10 protein-coding genes are annotated in these 14111 nt (G+C 70.4%); 7 read left to right on the top strand and 3 right to left on the bottom strand.

Annotated features, from left to right (window positions below):
• The first annotated feature begins 96 nt into the window (after positions 1-96).
• From CFN78_RS14100 to CFN78_RS14080, 5 genes are read left to right on the top strand one after another with little or no spacing between them, the layout of a single operon-like run.
• On the top strand, positions 97-1833 hold the full coding sequence (locus CFN78_RS14100; RefSeq protein ID WP_094863221.1) for a sensor histidine kinase: 1737 nt from the start codon (positions 97-99) through the stop codon (positions 1831-1833).
• On the top strand, positions 1830-2483 hold the full coding sequence (locus CFN78_RS14095; protein ID WP_094863220.1) for a response regulator: 654 nt from the start codon (positions 1830-1832) through the stop codon (positions 2481-2483). Before CFN78_RS14100 ends, CFN78_RS14095 begins: the two co-directional genes overlap by 4 nt.
• 22 nt (positions 2484-2505) lie before the next feature.
• On the top strand, positions 2506-3819 hold the full coding sequence (locus CFN78_RS14090) for an amidohydrolase family protein (RefSeq protein WP_094863219.1): 1314 nt from the start codon (positions 2506-2508) through the stop codon (positions 3817-3819).
• A 17-nt stretch (positions 3820-3836) separates the two neighbouring features.
• Positions 3837-4880: a DUF2332 domain-containing protein gene (locus CFN78_RS14085; protein WP_094863218.1), complete on the top strand. Its 1044-nt coding sequence runs from the start codon at positions 3837-3839 to the stop codon at positions 4878-4880.
• 48 nt (positions 4881-4928) lie between these two features.
• Positions 4929-5963: a hypothetical protein gene (locus CFN78_RS14080; protein WP_094863217.1), complete on the top strand. Its 1035-nt coding sequence runs from the start codon at positions 4929-4931 to the stop codon at positions 5961-5963.
• Positions 5964-6188: 225 nt separating this feature from the next.
• Here the strand turns inward: CFN78_RS14080 and CFN78_RS14075 are convergent, their stop codons facing one another.
• Both CFN78_RS14075 and CFN78_RS14070 read right to left on the bottom strand, forming a co-directional pair.
• A complete protein-coding gene (locus CFN78_RS14075) occupies positions 6189-7457 on the bottom strand; it encodes an HNH endonuclease signature motif containing protein (RefSeq protein WP_276307334.1) in 1269 nt (422 codons plus the stop codon).
• 676 nt (positions 7458-8133) lie between these two features.
• Positions 8134-8823, bottom strand: a complete 690-nt coding sequence (locus tag CFN78_RS14070; RefSeq protein WP_094863215.1) for an SDR family oxidoreductase — start codon at positions 8821-8823, stop codon at positions 8134-8136.
• Positions 8824-8940: 117 nt separating this feature from the next.
• On the opposite strand from CFN78_RS14070, the gene CFN78_RS14065 reads away from it, so the two are divergent.
• Positions 8941-10227: an MFS transporter gene (locus tag CFN78_RS14065; protein WP_094863330.1), complete on the top strand. Its 1287-nt coding sequence runs from the start codon at positions 8941-8943 to the stop codon at positions 10225-10227.
• 61 nt (positions 10228-10288) lie between these two features.
• On the opposite strand, the gene CFN78_RS14060 is transcribed toward CFN78_RS14065, so the two are convergent.
• Positions 10289-12382: a PhoX family protein gene (locus tag CFN78_RS14060; protein ID WP_094863214.1), complete on the bottom strand. Its 2094-nt coding sequence runs from the start codon at positions 12380-12382 to the stop codon at positions 10289-10291.
• A gap of 407 nt (positions 12383-12789) precedes the next feature.
• On the opposite strand from CFN78_RS14060, the gene CFN78_RS14055 reads away from it, so the two are divergent.
• Positions 12790-14019 (top strand): MFS transporter, encoded by a 1230-nt coding sequence (locus tag CFN78_RS14055; RefSeq protein WP_094863213.1) that lies wholly within the window; start codon positions 12790-12792, stop codon positions 14017-14019.
• The last annotated feature ends 92 nt before the right edge of the window (positions 14020-14111 follow it).

The raw sequence follows: 14111 nt of genomic DNA, 5'->3' as shown, positions 1-14111 counted from the left end.
GTCGGCAGCGGGCCCGGCCGGTCGGCCGATCGGCCGAGTGCCGAATGACTGACCGGCCGGGTCGCGCACCATGCAGGATCGCCTACCGTCGCTGGAGTGCCCTCTGTGAAGAATCCGTCCGTGCGTCCCTCGTCGGTGGTGCAGTGGCTCGGCATCCCCGGTGTAGTGCTGCTCGCGGCGGTGGTGTGCGACCTGCTGATCGTGCTGACGACGGGCAGCTCCGTCGGGCGCGGCGTGCTGCTGCTGCCGGGCTCGCTGGCCCTGGCGGCATGTGCGCTCTGGTCCCGGTCGGCTCCGCTGGCGGCGGCGGTGACGGCGGTGGTTCTGCTCGGCGCGTCGACGGTGCTGCTGAACGACGCCGAGGTACGAGCGTTTCCGACACTGCTGCGCAACATCACCTTCGGCGAGACCGTGGCGGGGTTCATCCTGGTCACCCAGTGCGCCCGGCTGGTGCGGCCACTGTTCGCCGTCGGCGCGATCGGCGGGCTCGTCTCCGTCGCGCTCTTCGCCACCGAGTACCGGCCGCCGAACCTGAACTGGCAGGGCTTCGACCACATAATCAGCCTCGCCGCCGGCTCGGTGCTGCTACTCGCCGCGGTGATCACCGGTATCCGACTGCGCGCTCCGGACGCGCCGAGGCCCGCGCAGGGTTTCGGCGCGGAACTGCTGCGCGACCAGTGGCCGCTGATCGGCATCTTCTCGGTCCTGCTGTTCGTCGAGCTGACGTCGGTGTTCGACGGCAGCCTGCTCGGCTTGGTGGTCGTGCTGACCTCGGTGGTGTCGGCGACCGCGGCGGTGCTGGCCAGCCGGTACGCGGAACGCGGCGCGATGGGCGTCGGAGTCGCGATGTTCGGTGCCGTCGTGATCACGGTGGTGACCGACGACTCTGCGTACAGCGCCGCCGCGGGCATCCCGCCGACGCAGGTGCTCGCCGGGATGGCGGTGGTCGTCGCCCTGGTGCGCAAGGTGAGCGCCTATCGTGCCCTGGCCTACATCGCGGCGCTGTCGGCGCTGGTCGCCTACTGCGCCGCCGCCACCACTCCACGCAGCCTGGAGCCGCTGGCCGTGTCGGCATCGCTGCTGCTCGGCATCTCGGTGGCCTTCGGGCTGTTCCTGCGCAGCCGCGATTCGGAGCGTCGGAAGACCGTGGAGTCAGCGGTGACCGATGCGCAGACGGCGGAACGGATGGCACTGGCCAGGGAGCTGCACGACGTCGTCGCGCATCACGTGACCGGCATCGTGGTGCAGGCGCAGGCGGCGCAGATGGTGTCCGGCACCGACCCGAGCGCCGCGGTCGACGCGCTGGGCCGGATCGAGACGGCCGGAACCGAGGCGCTCGGCGCGATGCGGCGACTGGTCGGCAGCATGCGTGGCGAACCGCCCGCCGGGACCACGACCATCAGCGAGCAGGCCACCACCGACCTCACCGCCGATCTGCGCAGGCTGGTCGAGACGGCCAGCCTCGGCGTACCGACGGAGGTGACGGTGGACCTGCCGGACGCGATCCCGCAGGAGGTCGCCCGGTCGACCCTGCGGATCGTGCAGGAGTCGCTGACCAACGTCGGCAAGCACGCGCCGGGGGCCACGGTGGCCAGGGTGGCGGTCAGCCCGATCGGCGACGAGCTGCACGTCCGGATCCACAACGACGACCCCGCACCGGGACCGGGCGGCCGGGCGGCGCCCGGTGGGTCCGGTGGGTACGGTCTGGTCGGCATGCGGGAACGGGTCGAGTTGCTCGACGGCAGGCTGTCGGCGGGCCCGCACGCCGACGGTGGCTGGCTGGTCGAGGCCTGGTTGCCGTGCGAGACCGTGAAACCCGAGGGGGAGCAGTGATCCGTGTCCTGATCGCCGATGACCAGGAGATGGTGCGGATGGGCTTCCGGATGATTCTGGACGCGCAGTCCGACATCCAGGTGGTCGCCGATGTCGCCGACGGTGTCGAGGCGGTCCGGCAGGCCAGGGAGCTGCGGCCGGACGTGTGCCTGCTGGACATCCGGATGCCCGGGATGGACGGGCTGGAGGTCACCCGGCAGCTCGCCGGCGCGGACGTGACCGATCCGCTGAAGGTCGTGGTGGTGACGACCTTCGACCTGGACGAGTACGTGCACGCGGCGCTGGCCGGTGGGGCGAGCGGGTTCCTGCTCAAGGACGCGGGTCCGGCGCTGCTGATCGAGGCGGTGCGCGCGGCCGACCGGGGCGACGCGCTGGTCTCGCCGCAGATCACCGTCCGGCTGCTGCGGCACTTCGAGGGCAAGCCGGTGAAGGAGGTCGAGCAGCCGCAGGAACCGCTGACCACGCGCGAACTGGACGTGGTCCGGGCGGCGGCGCGCGGGCTGACCAACGGCGAGATCGGCAGTGACCTGTACCTGTCGCTGTCCACGGTGAAGACGCATCTCGCCTCGGTGCAGGCGAAACTGGGCGCCCGCAACAGGGTGGAGATCGCCGCCTGGGCCTGGCGGGGCGGGCTGTTGGACGAGGACTGAGCGGGCCGGGCAGTATGCAGCGATGACCTCGCGCCGTCTCCGTGCCCCTATCGTCCTGCCCGCCGACCCGGCCTGTTCCGTGCTGCGGGATGCCGTCGTCGACATCGGTGCGGACGGCCGGATCACCCACTGCGGCCCGGCCGCCGAGGCGCCCGCACTGGAAGGCGCGCTGGTCACCGACCTGCCCGGAATTCTGCTGCCCGGCCTGATCAACGCGCACGCGCACAGCCCGATGGTGCTGTTGCGCGGTATGGGCGGTGAGCTGCCGCTGCTGCGCTGGCTGCGCGAGATCATCTGGCCCGCCGAGGCGAAGCTGCGCGCCGAGGACGTGCGCGCCGGGATGTTGCTCGGCTCGGTGGAGATGCTGCGGCACGGGGTCACCACCAGCGCGGAGATGTACTTCCACGGCGAGCAGGTGGCCGAGGCGGTGCTGACCACCGGTGGCCGCACGCTGATCGGCGCCCCGATCATGGACCTGCCCGGGCTGGACTGGCTGGCGATGCTGCGCGACATCGACGCCTGGATCGACCGGGACGGCCGGGTGTACGGACCGGGTGACCGGGTCGAGGTGACCTACGGCCCGCATTCGGCGTACACCCTGCCGGAGAAGGCCCTGCGGCTCACCGCGGAGGCTGCGGCCGAACGGGACGCGCTGGTGCAGATCCACGTGGCGGAGGCGCCGGACGAGGACGTCAAGCAGCGCACCGAACACGGATCGGTGCCGCTGCTGCTGGAGAAGGTGGGCATGCTGGACAACCGGGTGCTCGCCGCGCACACCGTCCATCTGTCCGATGTGGACATCGCGTTGTTCGCGAAGTACGGCGTCGGGACGGCGCACTGCCCCGGGTCGAACTCGAAGCTGGCCTCGGGGATCGCGCGGCTGACCGACCTGCGCGCGGCCTCGGTGCCGGTCGGTCTCGGCACGGACGGCCCGGCCAGCAACGACGATCTGGACCTGTGGGAGGAGATCCAGCTCGCCACCATGCTGGCACGTCTGTCCACACAGGACTCCACAGCGCTGACCGCCGCCGACGCGCTGCTGCTGGCCACCCGTGGTGGCGCGGAGGCGCTCGGCCGGCCGGACATCGGCGCACTGGAACCGGGCCGCTGGGCGGATCTGGTGCACATCGACGTCGACGAGCCGGCCTTCGCCACCGGTTTGGACGCCCCGGACGGACAACTGCTGTCGAACCTGGTGTGGGCGGCCGGTTCGCGGCGGGTGCGTGACGTCTGGGTTGCGGGCGAGCAGGTCGTCGGCGGCGGTGAGTCGACGAGGGTCGACCGCGCCGCCGCGCAGGCCGAGGTGGGCCGGATCGCCGCCCGGCTCCGCGGTTAGGGCGGCCGGGAACCTGGATGCCAGGCAGCCTGGCTCGGACGTACCGCCGCTTCGGCACGGGCGGGACCTCGCCGTTGTACGAACGCCTGACCCTCGCGCTGAGCGAGTCGGACGAGGCGCTGGGTGCGATCGAGACGGTGCCCGCGCGCAGGCGGCACCCCACGGTGATCCTCGCCGCGCTGCATGACCTCGCCCTCGCCGGTCACGCCCCCGCGCTCGCCGCGGTCTACGCCGCCGGGGACGGGGATGCCGCCGCCGGCGCGGCGATCGACACCCTGCTGCGGATGACCGGCGCGGTGGCCGAGGTCGCCACGCGAGGGCGCACGCGCACGAACGAGACCGGGCACTGCGCCGTGCTGTACCCGGCGATCGCCGAGGCGGCGGGCCGGGCGGGCGCGAACGCGGTCGGGCTGATCGACGTGGGCTGTTCGGCCGGACTCAACCTGAACGTCGATCGCGTCGGGATCAGCTACGACGGCGGCCCGGCAGTGGGTGCGCCCTCGTCTCCGGTGCGGCAGTCCTGCACGCTCGTCGGGGGCCGGCCGGTCCCGTCCAGGACGATGCCCGGGGTCGTCGCCCGGATCGGCATCGACCTCGATCCGCTCGACGTGACCGATCCGGAGCAGGCCCGGTGGTTGCGTGCCTGCCTGGCGCCGGACCAGCCGGAGCGGGCCGCGAGGCTCGAGGCGGAACTGGCGCTGGCGGCCTCGGACCCGCCGCTGCTGCTGCGAGGGGATGCCGCCGAGCTGCTGTCCGAGGCGTTCGCCCTGGTCCCCGGGGACGCCTTGCCCGTGGTCACCAGCACGTGGGCGCTGTCGCGTTTCCCACCCGAGGGCCGTCTGCGTTTCTTGCTTCGTTTGGGCGAGGCGGCGGGCGGGCGGAGGGTGGCGTGGGTGTCGGCGGAGGGCGTCGGGGTCGCTCCGTCGGTACCGACACTCGGCGACCGTCCCGCCTCCGGCCACAGCATCCTCGGCCTGGTGATGTTCGACCGGTCGGCTCCGCACGCCGAGGCGATCGGCCGCTGCTGGTCCCGGGGCCGCATGCTGGCGTGGCTGGCATAGGGCGCGAGCGGCGCGATCGGTCGTACATTCGCTCGTACACTGTGCTGAATGGAGGGATCCGGCTCGGTGGGCTCGCGGATGGTCCGGCCGCCGCCTCGTGCTTTCGCTCCCTGGTACGTGACCCGGCTGCGGACGTACTTCGTCGCTGTGGACCGGTCGCAGCCGGTCGCGGTGAGCCTGAGCGTGTCCGGCCAGGTCCTCGACGTGGTCTCCTGGGCGGCGGACGCTCCGGCGCCGGAGACGTGGGAGTGGCCGAACCGGCGCGTTTTGCCGGTTGAGGACGAGTTGGTGGTCCAGGATCTGCCCGGCGGTATCGGCGTCACCCTCGACGTGGATGCCGATGGTCGCCTGCGGTACGCGACCGGGACGCTGCCGGAGACGCGGCCGGACACCCCGGGCCGGTGGGTGCACCGACGGTTCTTCGGCTCGGCGAACCGGCGGATCGAGGCCGGTGACGGTCACGTCTGGGCAGCGGAAGCGACTGTCGGGCAGTGCTCGGTGTCGGCGAGGGTGTCGCTGACCGATGCCGAGGGTGCCGTGCGCGAACTGGAGATTCCGTCGCCGGGGTCGGTCACCTCGCTCGCCACGCTGGGAGCCGATCTGGCCGTGGCGTGTGTCCAGCGGGCGGCCAAGCGGCCCTGGGACTTCGCGCCGGAGGCCCAGTTGTGGTTCGTCCTGCCCCGCCCGGCGGGCCTGGCTCCGCGGTTCGTGCCGCCGTTGGACATCACCGACCTGTGCCGTCCCAGACCGCTCGGCCGGGAACACGCGGTACGCAGGCAACAGGAACTGTCTACCTACCTGACCTACTCGCTCGGCGATCTGCGCACCCTGCGGGAAGCGGGTGCCGAACGCGCGGAACTGACCGTGCACGGCGATATCGCGTCCGGGGACGTCATGGTCGACCTCACCTTCGAAATGCCCCACCTGCCGGGCGTCCGGTTCCGCAGGCGCGATTGCCCTTTCGACGAGAACGGCCTCCTCGGCGGCGGACTTCGCGACCTCAACGTCTCGCTGCGGGAGGACCTCGACGGCGGGCTGATCGAAGCCCTCGCCCCACACCGACCCGGAACCGTGGACCTGTGACGTTCCCCGTCAGCGGCCGCTCGGCCGGGTGCACTGCGGTGACGCGCGGGCCCTTGCCCTTGGCGCGCAACAAGTCGCCGAACACGTGCAGGGCGAACCGGCTGGCCGCGTACGGACCCAACCGCGACGCGCGGTGAGTCCGTCGCCGAAGTTGATCGGCACGACGCGGCTCTCTGATGAAGAGCGTGCGCGATCGGCGGCAGGCTCGGGTGCTCGGGGCCTGCGTTAGAAGGGTGCTGGCAGGTTGGTTGGTGGGTGGAGGGGTTGGGGGTGGCTGGTGTGGTGTTGTCTGGTGGGGGTGGTGATGTGGAGGGTTCCGGTGGTGTCTTGGTGGAGGTGCCAGCCGGGGGTGTTTTTGAGTTGGTGGTGTCGTCGGCAGAGGCTGGTGAGGTTGTCGGCGCTGGTGTGACCGCCGCTCTGCCACTCCGTGGTGTGGTCGATGTCGGATAGGTGTGTTGGTCGGTGGCAGCCGGGCATGCGGCATTCGCGGTCGCGGACTTTGATGAGTTCGGCCAACGCGGTGGGTGGTCGGTAGCGGGTGCGTCCGACATCGCGCACGGTTCGGTGGACGGGGTCGGTGACTACCTTGCGCAGCGCGGAGTTCGGATTCTGGGCAAGATGCCGGGCGAGCCAGGCCGGTATCGGTCCATGGCCGGATAGTTCGGCGGGCTGATCGTCTGCTTCGGCGAGGGTGGTGGCGGCGACGTGGACGAACACCTCCGTGCGCGACTCCACGACACGGTGGCCGAGGCAGAGTTCGGCGAACACGTCAGCACGCAACTGTTCAAGCGTGCGGGTTTCGCTGCGGCCGCGCAGGGTTGTGGCGATGCGGTCCACACGGGTGTAGATGGCGGTCGCGGTTTCGGTGGGCAGGTCGGCGATGAGGGTGCTCATGGCGTCGTCCTGATGCACCAGTTGCACACTACGATCCAGCCGCCGTCTCCGGGCTCGTTCGGCATGCCCGCCGGGATCAACGTGCGCGACTTGGCGCACGACCGCACGGCGAATGCTGGACGGATTCCGACCATCCACTCGACCAGCCATTGCAGCATCGACGGCAGCGGCGTGCTCGTCCGATAGCGGGTTGGTGGCGTCGACAATTTTGGAGGCTTTGTAGGCGTCGATGACGCCGGTTTCCATCGCCGCCAAGGTTTCCGGTAGCCGGGTGGTCAATGCTTGTGCCATCGCGACCATTCGCTGCGCGCGGTGTTCGGTGGCCGCCAAGGTCAGTGCGATCTCGGTTGCCACCCCCCGCGGGTCTTCGCACAGGGCAGCGAAGCGGGCCACCGCCCGCACCTGCACAGCTTCCGCACGGGAGCGCGCGGCCTCGGCATCGCGCATCACCCGTAGCAACCCCCGCCCCGACAACCGTCCGAGCCCAGCACCGAGCAGCCCGCCGTGACTCACACCGCTGTGATCAACGCGCACCGTTTCCCGCGATTCCATGTCCAGAATCGCGGATAGCTGAACTTCGACAGATCCCCCATCGATCATGCCACTTATTTTAGCGGGCATTCACAAGAGTGGAAATAACACCATCAGGTACCCCGGCATGCGAAAGTCCCATTCATGCCCGGCCCTATCACGCTAATGCAAAACTGTTCCACGAAAACGTGACCCCGGGCAATAGAAACGACCACAGATAGCGCCTCCGCAGGGCGCTATGCAGGGGATTGAGCCGTACGAGTGCCGCCGGACCCCGGCCCGGGTGATGACAGCGCGTAGGCGCGGCCGGGAACCGGACAGCACCAAACCGACCAGCACCAAGCCCCCGTGCGGCCAGGAACCCGACAACACCGAACCGACCAGCGTCACCCGTCCCGTCAAGCAGGCCCCGAAGGACAACCGGACGCGGCAGTCGGGGTACGAACCCGGACGCGACACACCCAACCGGACGCGACACCCCACCCGCACCGCACCGGACAGCACCAGCACACCCGTTCCGTGGGTAACTGTCGCTGGTGACCATCAACGGCGAACGCCCCGCGCAGCGACAGTTACCCACGGCGCGCCGAAGGCGAGCCCGAAACCCAAGACACCACCCCGATACCCCCCAACCCCGGCCCCGAACCGCCCCGAACCAGGAGCCGAAGCCAACCCGGTACCCCGCCGCCAAACCCACCGCAGCAAGGCGAACAAGCCCACCCGAGCGGCAAACCCGTGGACCCGGTCAGCGGTCGCTCGGCCGGAGAACCAGTTCGGTGGGGTGCGCGTCCGGGGTAGCGGTGATCGCGCCGACGACGGCCGTGGCCACCGAGTCCGGCCGGAGGAAACGGGAACCGTCGTAGTCCCTGCCCTCCCCGGCCACGATGACGCGCTGCATCTCGGTGTCCACCCGCCCGGGGTGCACGGAGGTGACACGCAGGCCGTTGCCCTCCTCCTCGGCGCGCAACGAGTCGGCGAACGCGCGCAGGGCGAACTTGCTGGCCGCGTACGGACCCCAGCCGGGACGGGCGGTGAATCCGGCGCCGGAGTTGATCAGCACGACGTGACCCTTCGCGGTACGCAGCGCGGGCAGCAGCAGCCGGGTCAGCTCGGCCACCGCGACGACGTTGACCTCGAAGTTCGTCCGCCACGCCTGCGCCTCCGCCTCGGCGACGGTGCCCAGTTCGGCCACCCCGGCGGAATGCACCAGCACCTCCAGTTCCTCGATGCCGCCGACCGCCTCCCGTAGCGCCGACGGGTCGGTGAGGTCGACCGGCCAGGCGGTACTGCCGGGCAGCTCCTCGGCGAGCGCGGCGAGCGCGGTCGCGTCGCGGCCGCCGAGCAGGACCCGATGTGTGGGGGACAGGGCGTGGGCGACGGCGGCGCCGATGCCGCGGGTCGCACCGGTGACGAGCGCGAGCGGTAGGTCGGTCATGACCTCACGGTAGAGGGCTTGACGCCCGCCCGCCGCGAGGCGTCAGATGCTCGCGTGAACTCGACGACGAGCACCGACGAGGGCAACCGGATCCTGCGCAAGGTCGCGATCCGGATCATGCCGTTCCTCTGCCTGCTGTACTTCGTCAACTATCTGGACCGGGTCAACATCGGCTTCGCCGGGCCGAACGGGATGAACGACGAACTCGGGCTCACCGCGACGATGTTCGGGTTCGCCTCCGGGATCTTCTTCATCGGCTACCTGATCCTGGAGGTGCCGAGCAACCTCGCGCTGCACCGGTTCGGTGCCCGCCGCTGGCTCGCCCGGATCATGCTCACCTGGGGCATCGTCGCCACGATCATGGCGTTCGCGAACAACCCGACGACGCTGGTGATCCTGCGTTTTCTGCTCGGCGTGGCCGAGGCCGGCTTCTTCCCCGGCATCATCCTGTACCTGACGTACTGGTTCCCTGCCTCGCAGCGGGCGAAGGCCGTCGCCCTGTTCATGGCCGCCGTGCCGATCTCCTCGGCCGTCGGCTCGACGGTGTCCGGGCTGCTGATCTCCGGCGGCGAAGGGGTGTTCGGCCTGTCCGGCTGGCGGTTCATGTTCCTGGTCGAGGGACTGCCCGCCGTGGTGCTCGCGTTCGTCACCTGGTTCTTCCTCACCGACCGGCCGGAGAAAGCGCGCTGGCTCAGCGCCGGGGAACGCGACTGGCTCAGCCGGACGCTGGAGGCCGAGCGGAAGGCGACCGAGGCAGAGCACCACTGGCCGTTGCGCAAGGCGCTGACCCATCCGCGGATGCTGGCGCTGGCGTTCGTCTACGCCGGGATCACCTACGGGCTCTACGCGCTCGGCTTCTTCCTGCCGACGATCATCGCGGGCTTCGAGGAGCAGTTCGGCACCGACTTCTCCACCGCCCAGTCCGGTCTGATCAACGCGATCCCGTACGTCATCGGCGCCGTCGCGATGGTGCTCTGGGCGCGGCACGGGGACCGTACCGGGGAACGGAAGTGGCACGTGGTCGCGCCGATGTTGCTCGGCGGGCTGGCCATCCCGGTCGCGCTCTACCTGGGTAGCCCGCTGGCCACGATGGTCGCGGTGACCTTCTGCGCGGTCGGCGTGTGCGCGGCTCTGCCGACGTTCTGGGCGCTGCCGTCGACCTTCCTCTCCGGCGCCGCGGCCGCGGGCGGAATCGCGCTGATCAACTCGCTCGGCAACATCAGCGGGTTCGCCGCGCCGTACGTCACCGGCTGGCTGAAGGACCTCACCGGCAGCCAGAAGGCCGGCATGTGGGCGGTCGGGGCCTGCATGGTCGTCGCGGCGATGGTCGCGCTGGTCGTCGGCTCCCGGCTCGCACCTGCCCGTTCCCCGGAACCCTTTGTGCCACAGGATGAGTCGGGTTAGTTCCGGCCGGCTCGCAGAACCCAGGTGGCAGCGGCGTTCCTACCACCTGGGTTCGTCTCGGCTACCGGACGCCGATACGTCCGGCGAGACCGAAGTGGCCCTTGCGCCACACCGCGACCAGCGCCGGGCGCGGCTGCGCCCGGCCGCCGTCCGGCCAGTGCGAGGTGGGGTCGGCGGAACTCTCCGCGTCCTCCCCGGGGTGCTGCACCGCGGCGAGCACCAGGTTGTCGGTCACCACCGGGCCACAGCACTCCGCGCCGACAGGCACCGAGAGGAACTGCTTGACGTAACCGCGTTCCGGGCCGTCCACCGGCACCGAGAACAGCCCGTCGTGTGAGCCGAGCGCGTTGCCGTCGGTGGAGATCCACAGGTTGCCGTGCCGGTCGAAGGCCAGGTTGTCCGGGCAGGAGATCGGCGAGACCTTGCTCTTGTCGAAGCCGCCGAAGTACGTGTCGGCGGCGTTCGGGTCACCGCAGACGAGCAGCAGGCGCCAGCCGAAGGTCAGCGCCGCCGCGTCGCCGCCGTCCTCCTCCCACTCCAGGACGTGCCCGTTCTTGTTGCCGTTGCGCGGGTTCGCCTCGTCGGCCACGCCCTTACCGGCGGCGCCCCGGTCGGTGTTGTTGGTCAGCGCGGCGTAGACGCGGCCGTTGACCGGGTTCGGCTCGATGTCCTCCGGCCGGTCCATCTTCGTCGGGCCGACCTTGTCCGCGGCCTGGCGGGTGAACACGTACACGTCCTCGGCGGTAAAACCGTCCACAAAGGACTTGTTGCCCGCCGCCAACGGGATCCATTCGCCCACGCCGTCGAACTCGCCGTCGCCGGGAAGCGTTCCGATGCCGTCGATCTCGGCGGCCGGGCTGTCACCGGTGAACCGGCCGACGTAGAGCGTGCCGTCGTCCAGCAGGGCGGAGTTGTGCCTGCGGGCGTGTGCGCTGTGCCCCTTCTTGTACTTGCCGTTGGAGACGAACTTGTAGATGTACTCGAACCGCTCGTCGTCGCCGGAGTAGACGGCGACCCGGCCGTCCGCGGTGATCTTCACGGCGGCGGCCTCGTGCTTGAACCGGCCAAGGTGCGTGTGCTTGATCGGCGTGGAGTGCGGATCGTGCGGATCGATCTCGACGACCCAGCCGAACCGGTTCGGCTCGTTCGGCTCCCTGGCGATGTCCCAGCGCTGGTCGAAGCGTTCCCACTTGCGGGTGCTCTCGGTGCCGGAGAAGCCGTACCGCTTCAGCCTGGCCGCGGCCACCGGGTCGGTGACGGTGTCGGCGCCTCCGAAGTACTGGTTGATGTTCTCCTCGCCGGAGAGCACCGTGCCCCACGGCGTCACGCTGCCCGCGCAGTTGTTCTGCGTACCGCGGACCTTCCTGCCCGAGGGGTCGGCGGAGGTCTTCAGGTACCGCGATCCGGCGGCGGGCCCGCGCAGCTCGAACTCGGTGTCCAGGGTGATCCGGCGGTTCGCCCGTCCCGGCACCGCGCGCAGCGCGCCGAACACCGGGTCGCGGTAGGTCTGCACAACGCTCAGGCCGTGCGCCGCCCAGCCGATCCGGGCCTGTTCCTCCGTCGGGTTCGCCTCGTCGTAGGTTCCGGCCGGGAACATGTGCGTCTCGGTGGTGTACTCGTGGTTGACGACGAGCAGGTTCGCGATGCCCAGCGGGTCCTGTGGGATGAGGCCGACGAAGTCGTTGTTGTAGCCGAACTGCTTCGCCTGCGCCTCGGGGGTCTGGTTCTCGAAGTCGAACGCCGGCGCGCCGGGGACGACGGGGTCGCCCCAGCGGATCACCACGCTCTGCCCGTAGCCCTCGGGGATCGTCACCGCGTCGGTGGTGTTCGGCGGGACGGCGTCGAAGTCGGTACCGGGGACAGGCCTGCCGGGCTTGCCGCCCCGGCCGGGCTTGGCGAGCGCGACCGGGGGCGTCGCGGCGGCCGTGCCGGAGAGTGCGGCGAATCCGCCTGCCGCCGCCGCCATCACCGCTCCGGCCCGCAGCGCGCCCCGGCGGGACACGACGCCGGAGACGACGTCGCCGAAGTACTCGTTGTCGCTCGGGTTCGGCGCGGGGTGGGCGCACGCGTTGCCGCAGCGGTACTCGCAGGTGACCGCGGAACGGCCACCTCGGTGGGAGATCAAGGGCAGCAGTCGCCCACGTTCGACGGACACAGGTCCTCCATGGTCACTCAGTCAGGGGAACGACTGCGCACGTTAAGTGGCCAAGGAGAGGGCGCCGCGACTTCCAGATGAACGCCGAGCAAACCCCATCCCGTCTCCCGCCCGGCCCCGGCCCCGGCCCGCAATACGTCGACATATTGCGGTCCCGCGCACCGCAATATGTCGACGTATTGCGGCTGGAGGGGTCGTCGGTGTCCTCGTGGGCGTGCCGTACGACGTCGCCCCGGATGCGCACCAGCTTGATCTCGTAGTCGTTCAGCCGCTTGGCCGGCTTCGGCGACCGGCGTGATGTTTCCGCAGGTGAAAGCCTTGTGAGTCGGATTACTTGGACACCTGCCGGCGTATTGCTTAGCATAGCTAAGGGATTTTCCGTCGAGTCAGAGCCGGAAGGAGCCACGGTGAGCGCAGCGACGCGGGCAGGCGAGCACTCAAGCCTGCTGGACGCGATCAAGGGCCAGCCGAAGCAGGTGTGGATCACGGCGTTCGCCGCGGTGATCGCGTTCATGGGGATCGGCCTCGTCGATCCGATCCTGCTCTCGATCGCCGAGGGGCTGAACGCCACGCCGTCCGAGGTGACGCTGCTCTTCTCCTCCTATCTCGGCGTCCAGGTACTGGCCATGCTGTTCACCGGGGCGGCGAGCGCGAAGTTCGGCGCCAAGCGCACCGTGATCACCGGCCTCACGCTGATCGTGGTCGCCACCGCCCTCTGTGCCGCCGCCGGATCGATCGAACAGCTCGTCGGCCTGCGCGCGGTGTGGGGACTCGGCAACGCCTTCTTCATCGCGACGGCACTGTCGGTGATCGTCGGCGCGGCAGCGGGCGGCCAGTCCGGAGCGATCCTGCTCTACGAGGCGGCACTGGGCCTCGGCCTTTCCGTCGGCCCGCTGCTCGGCGCCATGCTGGGCAACATCTCCTGGCGCGGCCCGTTCCTCGGCACCGCCGTGCTGATGGCCGGCGCGCTCGTGCTCTGCGCGGTCTTCCTGCGCAACGACGCCCGCGAACCCCGCGACCCGATCCGCCTGCTCGACCCGATCCGCGCGCTCCGGCACGGTGGGCTGCTGCGCACCTCGATCGGCTCCGCGCTGTACACCGCCGCGTTCTTCGCCGTGCTCGCCTGGTCGCCGTTCATTCTCGAATGGGGCGCCGTCGCGATCGGCCTGATCTTCTTCGGCTGGGGCCTGTGCGTCGCGGTGTCCGGCGTGGTGCTCGCGCCGAAGCTGGCCGCGAAGCTCGGGCAACGACACGCCACGGTCGTCTCCGTACTCGGTTACGCGGTGCTGATGCTGCTGATGGCCGTGCCGAGCAAGCCGCTGCTGGTGGTCGCCATCATCCTCAGCGGCCTGGCCTCCGGGCTGCTCAACACCCTGTTCACCGGCACCGCCATGTCGATCTCGCCTGCCCCCCGGCCGGTCGCCAGCGCCGGGTACAACTTCTGCCGCTGGCTCGGCGGGGCCGCCGCCGCGACGCTGGTCGGTCACATCGCCGAGTGGTTCGGTTCGCCGCAGGCCCCGTTCCTCGTCGCCGCCGTGCTGTGCGTGATCGCGGGCGGGCTGCTGGCCGTCCGCGAGCGCGTCGCCGACCAGCGGAACGTTCCCGCGGAAGCCGCGCTGGTCGGCGAGGAGTTCTGACGGGGGGCAGGTGAACGACTGGTGGACATACGGCGAACGGCGGGTAGCGGACGTCGCTGAGGTGGCCTAGCGTCACAGGCCCCGAACGCCCC

Origin of the sequence: Amycolatopsis antarctica, from assembly GCF_002262875.1 — a bacterium.
Lineage (GTDB): Bacteria > Actinomycetota > Actinomycetes > Mycobacteriales > Pseudonocardiaceae > Amycolatopsis > Amycolatopsis antarctica.
The sequence above is the reverse complement of the archived record's forward strand: the minus strand, read 5'-3'. Positions and strand labels throughout refer to the sequence as shown.

What these genes read in the sequence shown, in the direction of transcription:
- CFN78_RS14065 (WP_094863330.1), top strand. Translation starts at nt 8,941, where the DNA reads ATGCCGTTCCTCTGCCTGCTGTACTTCGTCAACTATCTGGACCGGGTC.
- CFN78_RS14090 (WP_094863219.1), top strand. Translation starts at nt 2,506, where the DNA reads ATGACCTCGCGCCGTCTCCGTGCCCCTATCGTCCTGCCCGCCGACCCG.
- CFN78_RS14070 (WP_094863215.1), bottom strand. Translation starts at nt 8,823, where the DNA reads ATGACCGACCTACCGCTCGCGCTCGTCACCGGTGCGACCCGCGGCATC.
- CFN78_RS14075 (WP_276307334.1), bottom strand. Translation starts at nt 7,457, where the DNA reads ATGATCGATGGGGGATCTGTCGAAGTTCAGCTATCCGCGATTCTGGAC.
- CFN78_RS14085 (WP_094863218.1), top strand. Translation starts at nt 3,837, where the DNA reads ATGCCAGGCAGCCTGGCTCGGACGTACCGCCGCTTCGGCACGGGCGGG.
- CFN78_RS14080 (WP_094863217.1), top strand. Translation starts at nt 4,929, where the DNA reads ATGGAGGGATCCGGCTCGGTGGGCTCGCGGATGGTCCGGCCGCCGCCT.